16 protein-coding genes and 1 tRNA gene are annotated in these 21,040 nt (G+C 71.1%); 13 read left to right on the top strand and 4 right to left on the bottom strand.

Annotated elements, in window-relative coordinates:
• Positions 1 to 221: 221 nt before the first annotated feature.
• From ACXJKD_RS11285 to ACXJKD_RS11270, 4 genes are all read left to right on the top strand, one after another.
• A complete protein-coding gene (locus tag ACXJKD_RS11285) occupies positions 222 to 935 on the top strand; it encodes a hypothetical protein (protein WP_457254645.1) in 714 nt (237 codons plus the stop codon).
• Between the two features lie 211 nt (positions 936 to 1,146).
• On the top strand, positions 1,147 to 1,449 hold the full coding sequence (locus ACXJKD_RS11280) for a putative quinol monooxygenase (RefSeq protein ID WP_457254644.1): 303 nt from the start codon (positions 1,147 to 1,149) through the stop codon (positions 1,447 to 1,449).
• A gap of 41 nt (positions 1,450 to 1,490) precedes the next feature.
• Positions 1,491 to 2,243 (top strand): AraC family transcriptional regulator, encoded by a 753-nt coding sequence (locus tag ACXJKD_RS11275; RefSeq protein WP_457254643.1) that lies wholly within the window; start codon positions 1,491 to 1,493, stop codon positions 2,241 to 2,243.
• 37 nt (positions 2,244 to 2,280) lie between these two features.
• Positions 2,281 to 2,796, top strand: coding sequence for an SMI1/KNR4 family protein (locus tag ACXJKD_RS11270; protein ID WP_457254642.1), 516 nt, complete (start codon positions 2,281 to 2,283; stop codon positions 2,794 to 2,796).
• 629 nt (positions 2,797 to 3,425) lie between these two features.
• Here the strand turns inward: ACXJKD_RS11270 and ACXJKD_RS11265 are convergent.
• The 3 genes from ACXJKD_RS11265 to ACXJKD_RS11255 form a co-directional block, all read right to left on the bottom strand.
• Positions 3,426 to 4,094, bottom strand: coding sequence for a potassium channel family protein (locus ACXJKD_RS11265; protein WP_457254641.1), 669 nt, complete (start codon positions 4,092 to 4,094; stop codon positions 3,426 to 3,428).
• A gap of 94 nt (positions 4,095 to 4,188) precedes the next feature.
• Entirely contained in the window at positions 4,189 to 4,656 is a 468-nt protein-coding gene (locus ACXJKD_RS11260) for a hypothetical protein (RefSeq protein WP_457254640.1), read from the bottom strand.
• Between the two features lie 152 nt (positions 4,657 to 4,808).
• A tRNA-Arg gene (locus tag ACXJKD_RS11255) sits at positions 4,809 to 4,884 on the bottom strand.
• 202 nt (positions 4,885 to 5,086) lie between these two features.
• On the opposite strand from ACXJKD_RS11255, the gene ACXJKD_RS11250 reads away from it, so the two are divergent.
• From ACXJKD_RS11250 to ACXJKD_RS11210, 9 genes are all read left to right on the top strand, one after another.
• Positions 5,087 to 5,995 (top strand): SDR family oxidoreductase, encoded by a 909-nt coding sequence (locus tag ACXJKD_RS11250; protein ID WP_457254639.1) that lies wholly within the window; start codon positions 5,087 to 5,089, stop codon positions 5,993 to 5,995.
• A gap of 560 nt (positions 5,996 to 6,555) precedes the next feature.
• A complete protein-coding gene (locus ACXJKD_RS11245) occupies positions 6,556 to 7,134 on the top strand; it encodes an OsmC family protein (protein WP_457254638.1) in 579 nt (192 codons plus the stop codon).
• Positions 7,135 to 7,196: 62 nt separating this feature from the next.
• On the top strand, positions 7,197 to 8,483 hold the full coding sequence (locus ACXJKD_RS11240; protein ID WP_457254637.1) for an NAD(P)-binding domain-containing protein: 1,287 nt from the start codon (positions 7,197 to 7,199) through the stop codon (positions 8,481 to 8,483).
• Positions 8,480 to 9,703, top strand: a complete 1,224-nt coding sequence (locus ACXJKD_RS11235; protein WP_457254636.1) for an NAD(P)/FAD-dependent oxidoreductase — start codon at positions 8,480 to 8,482, stop codon at positions 9,701 to 9,703. Before ACXJKD_RS11240 ends, ACXJKD_RS11235 begins: the two co-directional genes overlap by 4 nt.
• 29 nt (positions 9,704 to 9,732) lie before the next feature.
• The gene (locus ACXJKD_RS11230) at positions 9,733 to 12,900 is read left to right on the top strand and encodes an ATP-binding protein (protein ID WP_457254634.1); all 3,168 of its coding nucleotides are present in this window, start codon (positions 9,733 to 9,735) and stop codon (positions 12,898 to 12,900) included.
• Positions 12,901 to 13,095: 195 nt separating this feature from the next.
• Positions 13,096 to 13,854 carry a matrixin family metalloprotease gene (locus ACXJKD_RS11225; protein ID WP_457254633.1) on the top strand — a complete coding sequence of 253 codons (759 nt, stop codon included), beginning with the start codon at positions 13,096 to 13,098 and terminating at the stop codon, positions 13,852 to 13,854.
• Between the two features lie 392 nt (positions 13,855 to 14,246).
• A complete protein-coding gene (locus ACXJKD_RS11220; RefSeq protein ID WP_457254632.1) occupies positions 14,247 to 14,780 on the top strand; it encodes a hypothetical protein in 534 nt (177 codons plus the stop codon).
• A gap of 216 nt (positions 14,781 to 14,996) precedes the next feature.
• Positions 14,997 to 16,349, top strand: a complete 1,353-nt coding sequence (locus ACXJKD_RS11215; RefSeq protein ID WP_457254631.1) for an MFS transporter — start codon at positions 14,997 to 14,999, stop codon at positions 16,347 to 16,349.
• 9 nt (positions 16,350 to 16,358) lie between these two features.
• Positions 16,359 to 20,594 (top strand): AAA domain-containing protein, encoded by a 4,236-nt coding sequence (locus ACXJKD_RS11210; RefSeq protein ID WP_457254629.1) that lies wholly within the window; start codon positions 16,359 to 16,361, stop codon positions 20,592 to 20,594.
• Positions 20,595 to 20,669: 75 nt separating this feature from the next.
• Here the strand turns inward: ACXJKD_RS11210 and mscL are convergent, their stop codons facing one another.
• Positions 20,670 to 21,029, bottom strand: a complete 360-nt coding sequence (gene mscL / locus ACXJKD_RS11205; RefSeq protein WP_457254628.1) for a large conductance mechanosensitive channel protein MscL — start codon at positions 21,027 to 21,029, stop codon at positions 20,670 to 20,672.
• Between the last annotated feature and the right edge of the window lie 11 nt (positions 21,030 to 21,040).

Here is a 21,040-nt window from a genome sequence, read left to right as displayed (position 1 = left end):
ATCGGGCGTCGCCTGAACCAGGTTCGCCGGGCCAGGTTCGCCTGGGCCACGCTCGCAGGGTCCGTGTAGATCGGAAGCGTCACAAAGCGCCATACTTGGTAGCAAACCCAGCGAATTGATGGAAGGCTGGGTCATCCAGAGGGCCGTACCGGAAAGAGGGGTCGCCCGTGCTTGGACTGACACCGCAGGTTCGGGCCAAGGTGAAGCTGGAACGTGAGGTCGTGACGACCGAGGCCATCGCGGCCGCGCTGGAGCACCGTGTCTACGGGCCTGACGTTGGCCAGGACCAAGTCAGGCAAGGTTGCGAGTACGCCCTCGAAGTCGGCGTCGCCGCGGTCGTGTGCCGGCCGGACCAGTTGGCCATCGTTGCCGGGCAGCTCGCGGGGACCCCGACGGCGACCGTCACCGCACTGGCGTTCAACGACAGGTCGCGGCAGCACGATCCTGCAGAACTCGCGGCGGAAGCTCAGGAGCTGGTGTCGGCCGGCGCCGCCGAGGTGGCGTTGATCGTGGCACCCGGGCTCGACGGTGCGGGCTGTCTGCACTTGGTCCGTGAGCAGCTGACGGCTGTCGTCGAGGCCGCGCAGCCCCAGGGCGGCAAGGTCCGTGTGCTACTCGACACGACCTTGGCATCCAAGGACCAGATGAAGGCCTGCACGGCTCTCGTCGGTGCCGGAGGGCCGACGCTCGTCCAGGGCGGAACCTATAGCGGCGACCGTGCGAGCTTCTCGCAGATCGAGGCCATGCGTCACGCGCTCCCCGCAGAAGTCCTGCTGAAGTGGACCCAGCCGTTGAGATCAGTCGAGATGATGCTGGTCTGCCTGTCCTTGGGCGTCGACAGGTTCAACGGCGACATCCCGACGCTGTTGAAGTCGGCCGAGCGCAGTTCGCAGCTCGCACCACTCATGCTCCCGATCCACGGCGTCGACTTCTGACCCTTCGCCCGTCGCGACGGGCGGTCGGAGACGGGGCACTCGCGTGCGTGAAGTTCACGAGTATCGGCGTCGATCGGCGCATAACGGGGATTCACAGCGACCCCTCAGGGGTGTCCGGTGGACGCGTAGATGGGTCCGCTGCGCGGAGGCGCGCTGTGGCCCCGTCGGGTGAGGCTGGATCCACCATCCACACCAGGCACCAGGAGACATCGTGTTCATCGCCATCCTCGACTTCTCGACCGCCCCGGCGGACCGCTCTCGCGCCTTGAGCCAGCTCGAAGGCGAGCGGCCACTGGTCCGCTCGATGCCCGGCAACCTTGCCTTTCGCGTCTACGCGTCTGGCGAGGACGACCGCACCGTCACGGTGGTGCACGAGTGGACTGACCAGTCGTCGTTCGTCGCCTACCTGGCTTCCGACGCCTTCGCCCGGTCCAACGGCATACTGCGACCGTTGATCACTGAAGGACCGGTGAGCCGGCGCTTCCGCGCGGAACTCGTCGAGTCCGTGGCTTGACGGGAACGGCGTCCCTACGATCGGTGCGTGAGAGTTCACCCGTGACCCGCGAGGCGTTCGCCTTCACCCGGTCGTTCGCGCCGACCCCGCCGACCGAGCTGGTCGTCGACCGTCACTACTTGCTGTGCGCCTCGAGGGGCGCACTACGGCTGGAGGCCGAGGGACAGCGTTGGCTGCTGCCGCCGGCCCGGGCCGCCCTGCTGACCGCGGGGCGGCCGGCAACGGTCACCATTCCGCAGCCGGCCACGACCGCCTCGGTGCTCTTCCACATCGATTTCGTCCCACCGCCCCGGCAGGGGCTCACGGTCTTCGACCTCGACCCGCTGGCGCGCGCGCTGGTCGCCGAATGCGGCCGATGGCAGGAAGCAGAGGAGCCACTCCCGCCCTACGCCCGCGCCATCTTCGCGGCCCTGGCCGCAGTGGCGTGGCGGCTGGCCGAGCTGCCCAGCCCTGTCGTCATGCCCGCCGGGCGTTCGGCTGAGGTGCGGACTGCGTTGCGGCTCACCGAGGAACGACTCGCCACTGAGATCCGGTTCGAGGACGTCGCGGCCCAGGTCGGACTCGCACCCCGCTCTCTGGCGCGCCGGTTCGAGGCTGAGGTCGGGATGACCTGGCGCGCCACGCTCCGGCGGATGCGGGTCCTGCGGGCTGTCGAGCGGCTCGCCGCAGACGACACCCCCGTCACGACGATCGCGCACGAGGTGGGCTACGGCTCGTTGTCGGCGTTCAACGCCGCCTTTCGTGAGCTGACCGGTGCCACGCCATCGGACTACCGCGCCACCTTCACCCGCTGAACCGGCTTGCTTGGGCGACCCCCTTCATACTGGTGTCGTGACAGACGCAGGGTCTCTGCCGGAGAGCTTCTGGACCTCGCCGGCCTTTGCCAAGTACGTCAAGCCGCCGTTGACTCCTGAGGTGCTGCGCATCTTCGAGGACGAGTTCCGGGTCCGGCTTCCGGCGTCACTGGTGCGGCTGCTGGAGGAGCAGAACGGTGGCTACACCGACTGGACCTTTCCCTCCGAGGGTGCGCCAGATGTGGTGCACGAGATGGTCCGTGGGATCGGACCCGGGTTCCCGCGGCTGGAGCAGCAGGCCTGGTGGCAGCGCGACGAGGACAACACCTGGGTGCCAGCCGACCCGACGGGTCTCATCCCCTTCGACGGGGACGGACACTGGGACCTGTGCCTCGACTACAGGGGAGCGCCACGTGACCAAGGTGGGTATGGCATTTCGCCGAAGGTGACGGTCATCGACTGCGAGCTGCGGCGAGAGGAACCGGTCGCCGACAGCTTCGACGGCTACCTGGCTCGTGTGGTGCACCGGTCGACGCTGGAGGATCCGGCCTAGCGTGGAGGCCCCGGGCGTGGCCTTCAAGCAAGGTTTGGGCAGTGATGCGCGTCCGGTCGTTCTGGCTGTTTCAGACCCTGCGGGTACCTCTGAGGTACTTGAACGGCCCGTATTGCCTGCCGTGGCGAGCGGCACGAGGGCATGGGTGCCGGTCCGTCGTATCCGGCGTCAGCGGTGACCACGGAGATAGCATGCGACCGCTGCCAGGGTCACCCCTTGGATGTCCTCTTGTACGTGACTTCGTAGACGCTTTCGAGGCAGCCAATTCTGCAGACGCGGAAGACCCGAGTATCTCGTGCTCTGCGACGATCTCAGGTCAGGATCTACAGGCCGGGGAGAAGATCGGTGACTTCGTCCTGGGCTTTGGGGTGGGCGAGTGGGGGCCAACCGTCGTTGCCGTTGATCCCGGTTTGATTCGTGACGTCCGGGCAAGGCAGGGTGACCTGGCTGGTCAGGGGTTGCTGGAGAGGGGGCTGGCTGGCTTTCCAAGTCCGCTGGCTGCCGCGGACCAGAGGCGGACCACATCATCGACCGTCACTTCTGGGACGAGGCGGACATCACCAAGTAGGCCGGGTCGGAGGCCAAGTGGTGACGGGCGAACCGTGGCCAAGGGGTCTCGGGGCTTGGCTTCAGCGACGTTCGTCGGTGACGAAGTCTGGTTCGTTGGCGCTCGTTCGCTTCTCCCGGTCGAGACTGGTTACGAACCATGCGGCGATGGAGGCGGTGATCGCTCCAACGAGGGCAATTCCGACGACCATGAGGGTCACGGCGATGACCCGCCCCGTGGTGGTCACCGGATAGCGGTCGCCGTACCCAACGGTGGTCACTGTGGTGGCGGCCCACCAGAGGGCGTCGCCGATGCTGGTGATGTTGGCCTTGGGGGCGTCTTGCTCGGCGTCGAGCACGGCTACGGCTCCGAGACCTACAGCCATTACGGCGGCGCCAATGACGTAGGTAGTTACCCGGCCGGCGAGGTTGCCTGCTGCACTCCTGTTCAGGATGCGGAGGAAGGCCAGGAGGCGAAGCAATCGCAGTGGTCGCAAAACCGGGAGGGCGATCAGGGCGACGTCGTACCAGTGGTGAAGGGCGTATTGGGCACGGTTTCGGGCTAGTACGAGTCGGACCAGGAAGTCGATCGCGAAGGCGGCCCAGACGGTCCAGCTGATGTAGTCCAGGAACGTGTTAAGCGTCGGGTCGATCCTGGGATCGAGCACTGGCCACGCGTAGGCCACGAGGAAGGCGAGGGCGAGCAGGAGTAGGGGAACCTCGGCTCGGCGTTCCCAGCGCAAGACGGACATGGTCGTGAGGCTATGACGTCGAGCGCTTTCCTGTCCGGTGGTTGTACGCGGGGTGCGGTGGGGTGCGCGTAGGGCCCGAAGCGCCCGAAGCGCGTTACCTCTCAGGTACCGAGGATTCCCTGTCGTCCTGTGGCGAGTAGGCCGCGTATCGACGCGTTCTTCGCAGGCGCCACGGCCAGGGCAGGTGCATCCTTCCCACGCTCATGGGTCCCGCTGCCGTGTCGACGATCGCGAATGCATCTTTGCGGGGTCCGGCCTCGACGAAGTGGCCGCTGAATACAGCGCTGAAGAGCAACTCCACCTGTTTGGCGAGTTCGTCGGGCTCGTCGTCCCACATGTAGACGTGGGTGCCGCCGAACCCGAGCACGATTTCATCTCCACCGATGTGACTGAGGTACGCCTTCGCCGCTCCTGGTCGTCGCGGGGTGATGTCTACACACCAACTGATCGGTCCACCGTGCTCTTCCTCCAAATCGGCGGATGCGGGCCCGTGGCATGCCAGCGCGTTCCCGACTGCGGCCCGCAAGGCGTAGTGGTAATCCTCGTCGGTGCCGCTCCTCATGGGGCACAAGGATGGCATTGGATGGCCGGCCGAGTCAGCCACGGCCTCCCCAGGACGCCTGAGCGACAACTCAGGGACCTCAGCGGGTTGGCGGGCGTTCAAGCGCGAACCAAACGAGCCCCGAAAAGGCTTCTGACCTGCGATTTTGGTAGTGGTGCCCTCGGGCAGATTCGAACTGCCGACACCCGCTTTAGGAGAGCGGTGCTCTATCCCCTGAGCTACGAGGGCGGGGCAGGGCTGGAACCCTCGCTGTCACGGTCACTGCAACCGAGAGCACTGGAAGCCCTGCGACAGGAAGGGTAGCCCAAGCCCGGCACTGCCCGTCTGCCGGTCAGGAAGCCCGGACCTCCCGCGCCCATTGACCGTGGTCGCTGCGCAGGACGATCCTGAAGCAACCGGGTGACCTCGCCCGGGATCCTGGGAGGGCGCGATGATCCTCGTGGTGGGTGGCACGGGTGACCTTGGCGGCCGGGTCGTGCGCCGCCTCCTCGACGCTGGGCACCGGGTGCGTTGCCTGGTGCGGGCAGGCTCGGACGGGTCTGCCCTTCGCGCCGCTGGTGCCGAGCTCGTCCGGGGCGACCTGACCGATCCGGCCTCCCTCCGAGCGGCGTGCCATGAGGTGGACATCGTGGTCGCGACCGCAACGGTCATCGGTCGACGGTTGGCCGGCGTCAAGGGGCCCACCATCCGTGCGGTCGAGGAGCGGGGGATGGCCGACCTCATCGACGCCGCGGAAGACAGCAAGGTCCAGCGGTTCGTCTACGTCTCCTACGCCGGCCTCGACGAGTCGCCCCCTATGCCGATGGCGCGGGCCAAGGCCGCCACCGAGCGCCGGCTCGCGAGCTCCCCGATGCGACGAGTCGTCGTGCGGCCCGACGCGTTCCAAGAGGTGCATGTCGCGGCCGTCGGGCGCTTCGATATTCAGGCTGGCCGGGTCGCCACCTTCGGCAAGGGAGACACCAAGCACCGGTGGGTCGCCACCGAGGACGCCGCAGCCCTGGTGGCAGCGGTCGCCACCGAGCGGAACCCGCCCGAAGTGATCGTGTTCGGAGGCCCGGAAGCCCTCAGCCGCAACGAATGTGTGGCTGTCGCCGAGCGCGCCACCGGCCGGTCGTTCAAGGTCCAGCGCGCACCCCTACCGGTGGCGCGACTCGTCATGAGGGTCCTGCAGGTGAGCGGTCGTGGCGACGCCATGGCGAGCATCGTCGGTCTCGGCGTCACGATGGACGAGTCCGAGATCAACTGGGACGACGCCCCGTTGCGCGAGCGCGGCATCACGCCCCGCTCGGCCACCGACTGGATCAACCAGCAGGCCGCAGCGCTCGCGGCCGAGCGATAGCCCCTGTCGCCGACGTCCCACCCGCCTGCCGATGCGGCGCCGCCCCTCACTGAGGGGCACGGCATAGCAAGGCGGGCGCGTCGCCGGGGTTGCTCCCCGAGACGCGCCCGCTCCGTGCAGCGCATCTCAGCATCCAGCGCTGAGAGCTGCTTCACGCCTGGCTGACACGGTCCGCCGTGATCGGAACTGCGACCAGCGGGCACGGCGTGCCTGCCGCTTCTCGAGTGCGAGGTCGTACGCCATCGCGTGGACTGGGTGCTGGGATTCCAGCGTCGCCACCTTGTGCACGGCCCTCGCCATCGTCGTCAACTCACTCATGTCGTTCTCCTTGGTCAGGCCAAGGAGCCGATCTCCTTGGTGCCTGCCAGGAGGTTGACCGAGCGACCTTCCGCAGACCTTCCGCGCCGCCGCCCGCGACCTTTCGTGCTGCCCCATTCCTTTCGCGCCGGCCGGGAGCCCCACCCGCGGCCGAAAGGTCGCCGAAAGGTGCCCTTCCTACGGTCCTCTCCATCAACCACAACCGCCGGGACCACCGGCACTTCCGAAGGAGAGCTCCACCCATGAGCAACACGGCATACGCAACCCCCGCATCCCTGAACGGCGTGGACGTGGCAACGCTGTTCGCCACCCTCGACGCGGTCAAGGGGCAGAACGAGATCGCCAAGTTCCAGTTCCGCGCCGAGAACACCTGGCAGACCGGCACCCACAGCCAGTCGCGCATCCACGGCTTCTACGGCGCCGGCCAGGAGCTGACGCACACCCACGAGACGGTGCTCGACGCCGACCACCCGGTCGTCCTCACTGGCGCCGACAAGGCTCCGACGCCGGTCGAGTACCTGCTCCATGCCCTCGCCGCCTGCCTCACCGCGGGCGTCGCCAACATCGCGTCGGCCAGGGGAGTGACGCTCACCAAGGTCACCTCGACCGTTGAGGGCGACATCGACCTGCTCGGCATCCTCGGGCTGTCCGACGGCTCGGTCCGCAACGGCTACCAGGGCATCCGCGTCACGTTCCACATCGAGGGCGACGCCGACGACGAGACCCTGCGCGGCATCGTCGAGCAGTCGCGCCGCCGCTCCGCCGTCTACGACGTCATCACCAACCCCACACCCGTCTCCGTCTCCGTCGTGACCGGCTGAGCGAAACCAGGCGCGTCCCCGTCCGGCGATCCCGGACGGGGCGCACCAGAAGGAGCACCACCATGCCCGCCATCGACACCGTCGTCATCGGTGCCGGCCACGCAGGCCTCGCCGTCAGCCGACTGCTGACCCTCGAAGGCCGCGACCACATCGTCCTCGACCGTGGTCGCGTCGCCGAGAGCTGGCGCACGTCCCGCTGGGACTCCCTGCACCTGCTCACCCCCAACTGGATGGCTCGCCTCCCCGAGTGGGCCCACACCGGCCCCGACGCCGACGGCTTCATGAGCGCCCCCCAGTTCGTCCGATACCTCGAGAGGTATGCCGCGAGCTTCAGTGCGCCGGTCCTGGCTGGTGTGCGCGTCGAGGAGGTGAGTGCCGTTGGTGACCGCTACCGCGTCGTCACCGACTGCGCGACCTGGCTGGCTCGCCACGTCGTCATGGCCACCGGACCCGGCGCCCAGCCGCGGATCCCGGCTGCCCTCGAGGGCCTCGGCCCGGACGTCCACCTGACCACCTCGGCCGACTACCGCAACGCCCGGCAGCTCGCCGAGGGCGGGGTGCTGGTCGTGGGGGCCTCGGCCTCCGGTGTCCAGATCGCCGACGAGCTGGCTGCTGCCGGCCGCGACGTCGTGGTGGCCGTGGGACGGCACAACCGCATGCCACGCGAGTACCGGGGCATGGACATCTACTGGTGGCTCGAGCGCACCGGTCGCACGGCCCGCACGATCGACGAGGTGCGCGACGCCGAGGCGGCTCGACGGGAGCCGTCGATGCAGCTGGTCGGCCGGAGGGGTCACGGCCAGTCCCGAGAGCTCGACCTGCGCACGCTGCAGGCCAGGGGAGTCCGGCTCGCCGGTCACCTCCTGGGTGCAGACGGCCAGCAGGTGAGCTTCGCCGACGACCTGGCCGACTCGGTCAACAGCGCCGACAACCGGATGCACCGGTTCCTCGACGCCGTCGACCGGCACATCGACCAGAGCGGACTGACCCGTGAGGTCTGGGCGGCCGAGCGGCCGAGAACCGTTGCGGTGCAGGGCGCGCCGGCATCCCTGGACCTGGCGGCTGCGGACATCCGAACGGTCCTGCTCGCGACGGGCTACCGCCAGAGCCATCCGTGGCTGAAGCTCCCGATCACCGCAGCGGACGGGTCGATCCGCCAGCAGCGCGGCCGGACCGAGGCCCCGGGGGTCTACGTCGTGGGCCAGAGGTTCCAGACGCGCCGCGACTCGGGGATGGTCGACGGTGCGCGGCACGACGCGGCCCTGGTGGTCGCCGACCTCATCGACTCGGCCCGATCCCAGACCGAGCATGAAGCGCTCGACGAGCGGCTCGAGGGGAAGGCGTCATGACCACCTACGACGCCGTCGTCGTCGGCGGTCGCGTGGCCGGCGCGTCCACCGCGATGCTGTTGGCCAGGGCCGGGGCCAAGGTGCTGCTCCTCGAGCGGATGCCCTACGGCGCCGACACCTTGTCCACCCACGGACTCATGCGCGCCGGGGTCCTGCAGCTCTCGCGATGGGGTCTGCTCGACCACGTCGTCGCAGCCGGCACCCCGCCGGTGACGCGGACCCTGTTCCACTACCCGGGCGCCAGCCCCGTCCGCATCTCCATCCGCGCCAGCCAGGGCGTGCCGGCGCTGTTCGCACCGCGCCGGCACGTCCTCGACCGGATCCTCGTCGACGCAGCGGCGGCGGCCGGGGTCGAGGTGCGGCACGGAGCCTTCGTCACCGACCTGCTCACCGACGCCGATGGGCGGGTGACCGGGGTGCGCGGCATCGACGGGGCCCACGGCTCGTTCACGGCACACGGGAGGACGACGATCGGTGCGGACGGCATCAGGTCCACCGTCGCGGCTGCCGTGGCGGCGCCGGTCGAGCGCTCGACGGCCACCGAGGGTGCGGTGCTCTACGGCTACTTCGACGGCTTTCCGACCGAGGGATACGAGTGGGCCTACGGCTCCGCGACCGCGGCCGGCCTCATCCCGACGAACGACGGGCACACCTGCGTCTTCGTGGGCACCACTCCCGAACGGCTGAAGCTGGCGCGGCGGCAGGGCGCAGACGCTGCGTTCGCCGAGCTGTTCGCCCAGGCTGCGCCCGCCCTGCGGCACCGGCTGGAGGCGGCGACCAGGGTCGGCCGGCTCCGTGGCTGGTCCGGTCAGCCCGGGCACGTGCGGCGCTCGCACGGTGCGGGGTGGGCCCTGGTCGGCGACGCGGGCTACTTCCGCGACCCCATCACGACGCACGGGATGACCGACGCCCTGCGCGACGCCGAGCTGCTCGCCGACGCCTTGCTCGCGGCGTGGGGCGGGGACCAACCGGAGGCGATGGCCCTCGCCGGCTACCAGGCCAAGCGGGATGCGTTGTCCGCACAGCTGTTCCAGGTGAGCGGTCGCATCGCCGGCTACGACTGGGGGCCAGGTGAGATCCAGCAGCTGCTGCGCGAGGTCAGCTCGGCCATGAGCGACGAGGTCGGTCTGCTCCAGTCCCTTCCGCCGCGACCGCTTGGTCCGGTTGCGACCGTTACGGGCGGTCTTGTCTCGGCTGACATGCCCGGTGCCGGTCGCTAGCGTTGAAGACACTCACCTTGAGATCGGCGATGACGATGGATGCGCGCGTCAGCCTCCTCGGAGGCTTCTCGGTAGCAGTCGGCGGCTCCGTGGTCACCGATCAGCAATGGAGCCGCCGCAATGCCAGCATGCTCGTCAAGGTGCTCGCCCTGGCCAAGGGACGGCGACTGCACCGCGAGCAGGTGATCGACCTCCTCTGGCCGGACCTGTCGCCCGAGACCGCCGCTCCCCGGCTCCACCAGGCCGCGCACTACGCGCGGCGGGCGCTGGCAGATGCTCCGGGCCACGGTGTCGTCCTGCGGCACGACTTCGCCGAGCTCCTGCCCGACTGTGACGTCATCGTCGACGCCGTCGAGTTCCGGGCGGCTGCCGAGGCGGCGCTCGCGGGCTCGGACGGCGGAGCAGCAGCAGCCACGGCTGCCCTCGAGCTGTACGGCGGGGTCCTGCTTCCCGACGACCTCTACGAGCCGTGGGCCCAGGACGACCGTGAGTCGCTGGCCCTGCTCCACCGCGAGCTACTGCGGGTCACCGGACGCTGGGAGGAGCTGGTGGCGGCGGACCCCGCCGACGAGCAGGCGCACCTCACGCTGGCGCGGGCCCATGCCGACCGGGGTGACGTCAGGGCGGCCCTGCGTCAGCTCGAACGGCTCGAGCTGGTCCTGCGTCGCGAGCTCGGCACGGCGCCGGGTGTCGAGGCCGAGTCGCTGCGCGCCGAGCTGATGGCCCTGGGGACCGAGTCCGCCCCGACCGAGACCGCACCCACCGAACAGCGTCGACTGGTCGGCCGGCGAGCGGTGGGCGATGCCCTCCGCGAGCGGATCGCCGTGGCCCAGGGTGGGCGCGGCGGAGCCGTCCTCGTCACGGGCCCACCGGGCGTCGGCAAGTCCAGCGTGCTCGACCTGTCGGAGGTGCTGGCCACGAGGGCGGGCTGGCGCACCGGCCGTGGCACGGCCTCAGCGGTCGAAGGACCGTGGCCCTACGCCCCGGTGCTGGAGGCCCTGGGCGACCTGTGTCGCCGGCACCCGGCCCTGCTGGACGGGCTGGACGACCGCTACCGCGAGGAGCTGGACCGAGCCCTCTCGGAGCGTCAGGTCAGCTGGTCGGGGGAGAGCGCCCACCAGCGGCTCTTCGTGGCGGCGGCGGAGCTCCTGCGACTGGGCGCGGCCGGCCGTGGCCTGCTGCTGGTCATCGACGACCTCCACGAGGCCGACGAGGCGTCGCTGCGACTGCTGCACTACCTGGCGCGCTGCGCCGCGTCGGACCAGGTGCTGTTGGTGCTGGCGCACCGCACGACCCACAACGCGGCCCTGGCGGAGGTCCACACGAGTCTGGTCGCGCGGGGGATCGGGTCGCGCATCGACGTGGCCCCCCTCAGCAAGTCGGGCACCTTGCGGCTGCTCGGGGAGCGCTTCCCCGGCCTCGACGAAGCCACCCGACAACACATCTGGGCGGTCAGCGGTGGGTTGCCCTTCACGGCCCTCGAGCTCGGAGCGGCCACAGCGACCGGGCGCGAGCCGGCGACGCTCGCCAGCGTCCCGCCGGAGACCCTTCGTGCCCTCCAACGCGCCGCCCTGCTCGGGCTGTCCTTCACCACCGATGAGTTCCTCGCCGTGGCGGGCGTCAGCGAGGCCGAGGCCTACCAGCACCTCGAGACCGCCCAGGCCGGCTTGGTGGTGGAGTGGTCGGAGACCGGGTACCAGTTCCGGCACGCGTTGGTGCGTGAGGCCGTGCTGGACAGCATGCCACCTACCGCACAGAGCGCCGCCCGGGTCGAGGTGGCGCGGGAGCTGGCCCGGCTCGGGGCGTCCCCGGCCCGGATCGCCCACCAGTACCTCGCCGCGGGACAGCCGCGGCAGGCGATCCCCTACGTCCTGCCGGCGGTCGAGACGGCCGGGGCCCTCGGTGCCTACCGTGATGCCCTCAACCTCGTCGACGCCGTGAGCTCCTTCGCGACCGACGAGGTGCTCGGCCACCTCTTGGCGCGTCGCGGTGACCTCCTCACGGCACTCGGCGACCCGGCCTCCATCGCGAGCTACCGCGCCGCGGTGCCCCTGACGAGCGGGGTGGAGCACCGGCTGGTGCGCGCCCGGCTGGCGCGCTCGGCCTGTTTCGCGAGCGACTTCGACACGGCGCGATCGGCCCTTGCTGGGCTGGAGCTCCTGGGCGACGACGCGGACGGACCGATCTTGCTGGCCCGCGGCAACCTCGCCTACTTCAGCGGCGACATCGACGGGGCGTGGGACCTGGCGGTGGGGGCGCGCCAGTCCCTCCTCACCCTCAAGGACCCGTGGCGCTACGTCGACCTGATCGCGCTGCAGGGGATGATCGCGCACCAGCGTGGGGAGTGGTTCGAGCGGTTCCGCATCGAGCTCCGGCGCTCACTCTCCGACACGGGCCTCACGACCGCGCTCTTCGACGCGCACCTCTGCGTGGCCGAGTACCTGCTCTACGGCGGTGTGCCCTATCCCGAGGTCATCGAACTGGCCGGGGTGCTGCGCCGGCGCTCGCAGGCGTACGGGGCGCTGCGCGGGGTGGCCTTCTCCACCGCGCTGATCGGCGAGGCCGCCCTGCTCATGGGTGACCTCGACCTCGCCGAGCGCGAGCTGCAGGAGGCCGTCGACCTGCACCGCGACTCCGACGCCCCGGCCGGGGAGTCGCACGCGCTCCAGCGCCTCGCCGAGGTCCGTCTCGCCCGGGGCGACCGAGAGGGCGCCGCGCGGCTGCTCGAGCAGGCGTTGCCCCTGGCCCGGTGGTCCGTGATCGGCAGGCACCTCCTGCAGCGGATCCACGGGACGATGGTGGTCGCCGCTCCCGACCCCGTCGCGGCGCGGGTGGTGGTCGAGCGGGCCGAGGCCACCATGGGGGACACCGACTTCTGCCCGTTCTGCGCCGTGACCTTCGAGGTCCCGGCCGCCATCGCGTGCGCTGATGCGGACGACCTCGGCGCAGCCCGCCGCCACCTTGCTGCCGCCGAGCGCTCGGCAGCCAACTGGGAGGGCACGGCCTGGCCGGCCGCGGTGCTCGAGGCGAAGGCCCACCTCGCCGCTGCGCTCGACGACACTGACGGCGCCGCGGGCCTGTTCGCCGAGGCGGCGGACCTGTTCGCCCGTGCCGGTCAGGTGCTCGATGCCGCCCGGTGCGCCTCCCAGGCCTCGCAGCCAGTCCAGGCCCGACCGGCCAGCTCCGCGAAGGCGTGAGGAGAGCCCGATCCGCCCCGTTCACTAGGGACAGTGAACGAGGCACAACTGGAGGCAAACGGCCATCGCCCCACCTGGTCAGATGCGGATCACCCGAAGGGACGAGTCGCGCGCCAATCTGGGCACGAAAGGGGCCAGACGCGGCATACCCTCTGGTTTCAAGCCCCGGCCGCCCCCCGAGCCAGAGGAACCTGCATGCCCAAGCCACTCGCCGTCGTCGGCGCCACCCTGGTGCCACTCGCACTCGCGGTGACCTCGATGGCCACCACGCCGCTGGTCGCCGACGGCGCCGTCGCAACCTACAAGCTGACCTACGCCAGCCTCCCCAACGGGACCAAGCAGGTCGTGCGCTGGAACGGCTGCCAGACGGGCATCACCTACAAGGTGAACCTCGGCGCCGTGCCGAGTGCCCAGCGGGCGACGGTCCTGGCAGACACGCAGAAGGCGCTGGTCCAGGTGCAGAACAGCACCGGCTTCCGGTTCGTCTACAAGGGCAGCACCACCGAGGTCCCGCGGGTCGGGTCGATGGCCAAGCAGACCGCCGAGCTGGTCGTGGCGTTCACGTCGCCGACCAAGACCGACTACGCGCTCTCCGGATCCACCCTCGGGCAGGGCGGGCTCTACTACGGCTGGGTGGCGCGCACGGTCGGCGGCACGACCACCTACACCGTCGCCGCGCAGCGCGGGTTCGTCGTCATCGACACCCCGCAGATGCTCAGCCAGCTCAAGGGCGGCACGGGCACGGGGCTGCGTCGCCAGAACCTGCTCTCCCACGAGCTCGGCCACGCCGTGGGGCTGCAGCACGTGGACGACACCCACCAGCAGATGTACCCCAGCCTGCGCACCACCTCGCCGCAGTTCTTCTACACCGGCGACCGCACCGGCCTCACCAAGGTGGGCAAGTCGAGCGGCTGCATCAACACGGCCTACATGCCCCTGGCGGACCTGAACTAGTCCGCCCTCCGCCCCGAGAGGGGCCGCCCGAAGCCCGTTCGCCAGTCCGGCGAGCGGGCTTCGTCGTGCCCGGACCCTCGTGGCGGCCAGTGGCGGGTGGCCGACCACGCCCCGACCGCAAATGGTCGATTACTGGCCAAAACGGACAGAAGCCATACACCATGCCACGCAATGCCCGCAGGTTCTTGACCAAACCTAGAGCCAATCGGGGGGTTTCTTGCCCAACTAAAGACAGTCTTGCGTGACTTGACAGAGGATGTGGCGGTGCGGTGGCGACGGCAAGTATGCACAGAGCCACCACCGGGCGGCAGGCCGCCCACAGCAAGCCCACCAAGGCCCAGCCAGGCAGCAAGCCCAGGTACGACCGCATGACCGACCCGGGAGATGAACCCATGGCCACCACACCACGCCAGCGCCGCAACCTTGCGGTCGTGATCGGCGTCGTCGTGATCCTCGCCCTGATGGGCGGTTGTGGCGTCCGGATGACCCGTGACGAACCCGCTCCCCGGGACGGCGCGCTGAAGCTGGTGCTGGGTAACGGCAGCGCCGTCGCCGCTGACGCCCCCGGCCACGCACCGTTCGCTGCCGTCAGCGCCGTCAACGAGCTGCGTCCCGGTCAGATGAAGACCCTCTCGGTCACGGTGACGAACCCCGACCAGGTCGCCTACCGGATCCTCGAGCTCACCGCGACCCCGAAGGACGCGAACCCTTCGTGCGCCGGCTCGACGAACCTCGTCGTCAGCGGCTATGAGGCGACCAGGCCCGGCGCCGTCACCTACGTCGTGCCGCGCAACTCCTCGATCAGCATCCCGCTGACGGTCATGATGCTCGACACCGCCACGTCGCAAGATGGCTGCAAGAACGTCTCGTTCCCGCTCGCCTTCGGTGGTCTCGCCACCCAGGGCCAGGGCAACGGCAGCTCGTGACCGCTCGCCAGCGCTGGACGCGCCGAGTCGTCACCGCGGGCACCGTCGCCCTCCTCATGCCCAGTGGCACCGCGTATGCCGCGTGGTCCCAGACCGGGGCCGGCTGAGCCACCCGCCGGCGGGCTGGCAGGTCCCAGCCGGCGGGTCCCCCGGCCCGGTCCGCATCCCGCGGGCCGGGCCGGTTCCCGTGTCTGGGCCGCGCGGCATACTGGCCGGATGCCTGCCGACCACGCGCCCCACTACTTCCGCACGGTCCAGCGGCAGACGGTGTCGACCCTGATCGTCACCCAGGTGCTCGTCGGCGTGGGGGTCTCCGCCGGCGCCGGCGTGGGGGCGCTGCTCGCCGAGGACGTCGGCGGGTCAGCCGACCTCGCCGGGCTCGGCGGCACCTTCCAGGTGCTGGGGGGCGCGCTCATCGCGATCCCGATGGCCCACGTGATGGCCGCGCGTGGCCGCCGCTGGGGGCTGCTCCTCGGCTACGCCCTCGGCATCACCGGAGCGCTGACGATGATCATCGCGGGCGCGATCCGCAACTTCCCGCTGCTCCTCGCCGGGGCAGCGCTCTTCGGCGGCTCCAACGCCGCCAACAGCCAAGCCCGGTATGCCGCGGCCGACCTCGCCGACGAGTCCCACCGCGGGCGGGACCTCTCGACGGTGGTGTGGGCGACCACGATCGGCGCGGTCTTCGGTCCCAACCTCGCGGGTCCGGGGGAGCCGATCGCCGAGTGGCTGGGCATCCCGCCGCTGACCGGCCCCTACGTGTTCTCGCTGCTCGGGCTCATCCTCGGGGCGGCCGTGCTCTTCCTGATGCTGCGGCCGGACCCCCTCCTGCTCGCGCGGGAGCGCGCCGCCGCCGCCGCGACCGAGCCGCTGGAGCGCCAGCACGGGTCGATCGTCCGCGGGTGGCGCACGCTGCTGGCGCATCCCGGTGCGCTGCTCGGCCTCGTGACGATGGCGCTGGGCCACACCGTCATGGTCAGCGTGATGGTGATGACCCCGCTGCACATGCACCACGGTGGGGCGAGCCTGCGGGTCATCGGCCTGGTCATCAGCATCCACGTGCTGGGGATGTTCGCGTTCTCGCCGCTCACCGGCCTGGCGGTCGACCGTTGGGGCGGACGGTCGTGCGGTCTGGCTGGCGCGATGATCCTCGTGGTCGCGGGCGTGCTCGCCGCCCAGGCACCGATCGGGTGGTCGGCGGGACTCGCGATCGGGCTCTTCCTGCTGGGTCTCGGCTGGTCGTTCACGCTGGTCAGCGGCTCGACCCTGGTCGTGAAGTCGGTGCCGCTGGCCGAGCGAGCCGGTGCGCAGGGCGCCGCCGACCTGGTCATGGGTCTTGCAGCGGGTGGCGGAGGAGCGCTCGCGGGCGTGGTCGTCGGCCAGCTCGGCTACTCGGTGCTCGGGGCCTGCTCGGCCGTCCTCGCCGCGATCGTCGCCCTCGCGTCGCTGCTGATCCGCGTCGACACCACCACCCCGACCGACGGTGTCGCGGGCCACACCTCGGTCACCCCCGACCCCGTGCTGCCCGACACCGTGTTGCCTGACCGCGAGGGCGACCAGGTTGGTTAGCCTGCTTGGGTGACCCCGCCGACCGACGAGACCCCACCCGTGCCGACGGCGACGCCTGACGCGAGCACCCCCGACCCGACGTCGCGTGCCGTCCCGAGCGCGGATGCTCCCGCCCCGAACGGGCCCGACGCCGACCCGCGCGGTGCGCGGGTCGCCGAGGCGGTCAAGGCCTGGCAGCGGCACCTCGTCGACCTCGGTGGCCGCAACACCCTGCTCTGGTACCGCGACCTGCCGAGCGGCACCCTCGACCTCACCACCGCGCACCCCGGTGGCCTGGCCATGCTGCTGGCCGGCCGACCGACCCGCCTGTCCGACCTGGTCCGCGAGCCGGCGGCCCTCGACGAGGCCCGCCGCCGGGCCCGGGTGATCCGCGCCAAGACCCTCGAGCTCTCCGAGGAGCGCGGCATCGCCGCCGGGTTCATCGCGATCGGCATGGCGAGCTGGACCGTCCGCGGCGCGTCGCGAGCCCCCGCCGCGCCCGTGCTGTTGCGGTCCTGCGTCCTCAAGCCCACCGGCGCAGCCCGTGAGGACTTCGACCTCGACCTCGGCAACGACGTGGAGTTCAACCCCGTCCTCGAGCACTACCTGCGCTCCGAGCAGGGTCTCGATCTCGACACCGCCGCCCTCGAGGAGCTGGCCAACGCCAGCGGCGCCTTCGACCCGCACCCCGTCTACCTCGAGCTGGCCCGCCTGTGCGAGTCGGTCCCCGACTTCAGTGTCATGCCGCGGCTCGTCGTCGGCACTTTCTCCTACGCCAAGCTCCCGATGGTGGCCGACCTTGCGGCACAAGGGGATTCGCTCGCCGACCACGATGTCATCGCGGCCCTGGCCGGCGATCCCGGGGCGCTGCGAGCGGTGCGCACCTCCGTGCCCGAGTCGCCCGCCGACTCCGACCCGGCCCACGAGCTGCTCATCCTCGACGCCGACTCGACCCAGCAGGCCGCGATCGACGCGGTCCGTTCCGGCGCCCACCTCGTCATCAAGGGCCCGCCCGGCACCGGCAAGTCCCAGACCATCGCCAACCTCATCGCGAGCCTCGCGGGCGAGGGCAAGCGGGTGCTCTTCGTCGCCGAGAAGCGCGCCGCCATCGACGCGGTGCTGTCGCGGCTCGACGGCGTGGGGCTCGGCGACCTCGTCCTCGACGCCTACGACGGCGCGAGCAACCGGCGCCGGCTGGCCCAGCAGTTCGGCGCTGCCCTCGAGCGCGGCAGCCAGGTGCAGGACCCCGACACCACCGAGATCGAGCAGGCCCTCGTCGACCGGCGAGCCACCCTGGTGCAGCACGCCGCCGCCCTCCACGAGGTGCGCCAGCCCTGGGGTGTCTCCGCGCACCAGGCGCAGGAGGCGATCGCCACCCTCGGCAGCCGCGCCCACCCGCCGACCTCCCGGGTCCGGGTGCGGGGCGAGCAGCTCGCCGGCCTCGACCGGCAGCGCGTCCAGGAGCTGGGGCGACAGCTGACCGAGGCCGCCAGCCTGGGTGCCTGGTCGACGCAGGAGGGGACCGACCCCTGGTTCGGCGCCCGCATCGCCACGTCCGAGGAGGCCGTGCGGGCCCGCGACATCACCAGTCGCCTCAGCCAGGGCGGGCTCCAGGACGTCGAGCAGACCATGCACGACGTCTTCTCCGACGTGAGCCTGCCGCAGGCCGAGCGCACCGGTGACTGGGGCAACGTCCTCGACTCGGTCGGCCGGGTGCGCGACACCCTCGAGGTATTCCGCCCGGAGATCTTCGACATCCCGCTGGGCGAGCTCGTCGCGGCGACCGGCAGCAAGGCCGAGCGTGAGGCGAACGGCGTTGCGCTGGGCTGGTACTCGCGCTGGCGGCTGCGCCGTCAGGCCCGCTCGCTGCTGCGTCCCGGACCGCCGCCGGCCGACCTGCACGCGGCCCTGCTCGATGCCCAGACCCAGCGCCTCGCCTGGCAGCAGATGGCCGGCGCGGGCGGGCGCCCCGAGATCCCGGTCGACCTCGACCGGGCGCGCACGGCATACGAAGCGCTCTCGGCCGACCTCACCTGGCTGGGCGAGCGACTCGCCGGCACGCCCGGTGGTGGCGACCTGTTCGGGGCCACGCTCGGGCAGCTGCGCGAGCGGATGGCCGAGCTCGACGCCCGACCCGACCGCCTCACGGTGGTGCCGCAGGTGCTCGGCACGCTCGACGCCCTGCGCGAGTCCGGCATGGGAGCGCTGCTCGACGACCTCGCCCGTCGCGGCGTCGAGCCGGACGACGTCGCGGCCGAGCTCGACTTCGTCTGGTGGACCTCGCTGTCCGAGGACCTCATCGTGCGCGACCCTCGCTACGGCGCGCACGACGGCGCCCAGCTGCAACGCGTCGCCCGCGAGTACGTCGCCGCCGACCACGCCCACCTGCGCGTCAGCGCCGACCGGGTGCGGGCCGGGGCCGGGCGTCGGCTGCGCGAGGTGCTGGCCGACCACCCCGACCAGGAGGCGCTGGTGCGCGCGGAGGCCGGCAAGGCGCGCCGCCACCGCCCCTTGCGCGACCTGCTGCCCAAGGCCGCCGAGACCCTCACCGCTGCCAAGCCCGCCTGGGCGATGTCGCCCCTGGTGGTCGCGTCTGTGTTGCCGCCCGGGCGCTGGTTCGACGTGGTGATCTTCGACGAGGCCTCGCAGATCCCGCCGGCCCAGGCTGTTTCGGCCATCTCGCGCGCCCACCAGGTCGTCGTGGCCGGTGACGAACGCCAGCTGCCACCGAGCAGCTTCTTCACCGCGGCGGTCGACGAGGACGCCGCGCCCGAGTCCGAGGCGCTCACCGAGGGGTTCGAGTCGGTGCTCGACGTGCTCACCGCCGCGCTGCCGACCCGCCGCCTGTCGTGGCACTACCGCTCGCTCGACGAGCGCCTCGTCGCCTTCGCCAACCAGGAGATGTACGACGGCTCGCTCGTCACCTTCCCCGGCACCGGCACCGACGCGGTCGTGCGCCTCGAGTCGGTCGAGGGCTCCGGCGTGGTCACGCCCGGCGAGGAGGCCATCGAGTCGACCGAGGCCGAGGTCGCACGGGTGGTCGAGCTCGTCCTCGACCACGCCCGCAGCCGGCCCCACGAGTCGCTCGGCGTCATCGCGCTCGGCATCAAGCACGCGACCCGGCTCGACGACGCCTTGCGGCGCGCCCTCGCCACCGACGCCGCGGCCGGGGTGGGCGACTTCTTCGACGAGGACCGGCCCGAGCGCTTCTTCGTCAAGAACCTCGAACGCGTCCAGGGCGACGAACGCGACGCGATCATCCTGTCGGTCGGCTACGGCAAGACCCCGCACGGTCGGGTGCTGCACCGGTTCGGTCCGCTCAACCTCGAGGGCGGCGAACGTCGCCTCAACGTCGCCATCACCCGCGCGCGCCGGCGCATGACCGTCGTCTCGTCGCTGCTCGCCGGTGACCTCGACCCCGCTCGCCTCAAGGCGCGCGGCGCGGTCATGCTCCGAGACTTCCTGGCGTATGCCGCGGACGGCACCTTCCCGGCTGCGCCCACCGCCGAGGCGCCCAGCCCGAGCCGGGAGCCGCGCGCAGCGGACCCGCTGCGGGCGGAGTTCGCCCGTCGGCTGCGCGACACCGGACTCGTCGTGCACGAGGCCTACGGGTCGGCCGGCCAGCCGATCGACCTCGCCGTCGAGGACCCCGACCACCACGGCACCGTCCTCGTCGCCGTGGAGACCGACGGCGCGTCTTATGCCGCGATGCGCAGCAGCCGCGATCGCGACCGGCTGCGGGGCGAACAGCTCGGCCGGCTCGGCTGGATGCACGTCCGCGTCTGGTCCACCGACCTCTTTCGCGACCCGGCCCGCGACGTCGCCCGTGTGCACGCCGCCGTGCAGCAGGCCGTGGCCAGCCGCGCCGCCGCAGTGCCCGTCGCCGAAGAGCCCACCGCTCCGCACGCGACTGCTCCGGAAGCGACCGCGTCAGAGGCGCATGCTCCCGACGCGAAGCATGGCGCGTCCGCGCCCTCGCTGTTCGACGACGTCCACCCTGACCAAGCGGATGTGTCGGCCGAGCCGATCGTCGATGAGTTCATGCCCGCGTCCGACGAGGGAGCCCGCGCGCGTCGGGTGCGGGGGCGCAAGGCCAAGCGGGTCATCGCCCCGGCAACCTCCGACCAGCCCGACGCCCCGACGCTGGACCTGCCGACCCAGCAGACCACGGACGACACCGACGCAGGGTGGGGCGAGAGCCACGACGAGTCGGCGCACGACCGGTGGCTGCGCGAGCAGCGTCCACCGCACTGGGGCTCCGACTGACCGCCGAGCTCTCTTCCCGTTCGAGGTGAACGCGCCGGTGATCACCGGCGCGTTCACCTCGAACCGGGAGCTCGGTCAGGCGCGGCCGCGGAGCGAGTCGCGGATCTCCCGCAGCAGGACGATGTTCTCGTCCGGGGCAGCGTCCTCCTCGACCTTCGCGTAGCGAGCCTTGGCCACCTCGTACGGCTTCACCACGAAGAAGTAGACGACGAAGGCCAGGATGAGGAACGCCACCAGTGCCGTCAGGAAGATGCCGACGGGCAGGCCTGCGGGCTTGTAGGTGCTGAAGTCGGGCTTCCCGCCGGCCTTGCCGATGATCCCCATCAGGAGGTCGGTGAAGGTCTTGACCACCGTGCCGAATGCGCCGGCGATGATGAAGGCGACGGCAAGCTCCACGAGGTTGCCCCGCATGACGAAGTCCTTGAAACCCTTCATGGGTGTCGCGA

This window comes from Pedococcus sp. P5_B7, assembly GCF_054049895.1.
This window is presented reverse-complemented; position numbering and strand designations above follow the sequence as displayed.

Coding starts and splice junctions, on each gene's coding strand:
- ACXJKD_RS11265 (WP_457254641.1), bottom strand. CDS start 4,094: ATGTCCGTCTTGCGCTGGGAACGCCGAGCCGAGGTTCCCCTACTCCTG.
- ACXJKD_RS11260 (WP_457254640.1), bottom strand. CDS start 4,656: ATGAGGAGCGGCACCGACGAGGATTACCACTACGCCTTGCGGGCCGCA.
- ACXJKD_RS11250 (WP_457254639.1), top strand. CDS start 5,087: ATGATCCTCGTGGTGGGTGGCACGGGTGACCTTGGCGGCCGGGTCGTG.
- ACXJKD_RS11245 (WP_457254638.1), top strand. CDS start 6,556: ATGAGCAACACGGCATACGCAACCCCCGCATCCCTGAACGGCGTGGAC.
- ACXJKD_RS11240 (WP_457254637.1), top strand. CDS start 7,197: ATGCCCGCCATCGACACCGTCGTCATCGGTGCCGGCCACGCAGGCCTC.
- ACXJKD_RS11235 (WP_457254636.1), top strand. CDS start 8,480: ATGACCACCTACGACGCCGTCGTCGTCGGCGGTCGCGTGGCCGGCGCG.
- ACXJKD_RS11230 (WP_457254634.1), top strand. CDS start 9,733: ATGACGATGGATGCGCGCGTCAGCCTCCTCGGAGGCTTCTCGGTAGCA.
- ACXJKD_RS11225 (WP_457254633.1), top strand. CDS start 13,096: ATGCCCAAGCCACTCGCCGTCGTCGGCGCCACCCTGGTGCCACTCGCA.
- ACXJKD_RS11220 (WP_457254632.1), top strand. CDS start 14,247: ATGGCCACCACACCACGCCAGCGCCGCAACCTTGCGGTCGTGATCGGC.
- ACXJKD_RS11215 (WP_457254631.1), top strand. CDS start 14,997: ATGCCTGCCGACCACGCGCCCCACTACTTCCGCACGGTCCAGCGGCAG.
- mscL (WP_457254628.1), bottom strand. CDS start 21,029: ATGAAGGGTTTCAAGGACTTCGTCATGCGGGGCAACCTCGTGGAGCTT.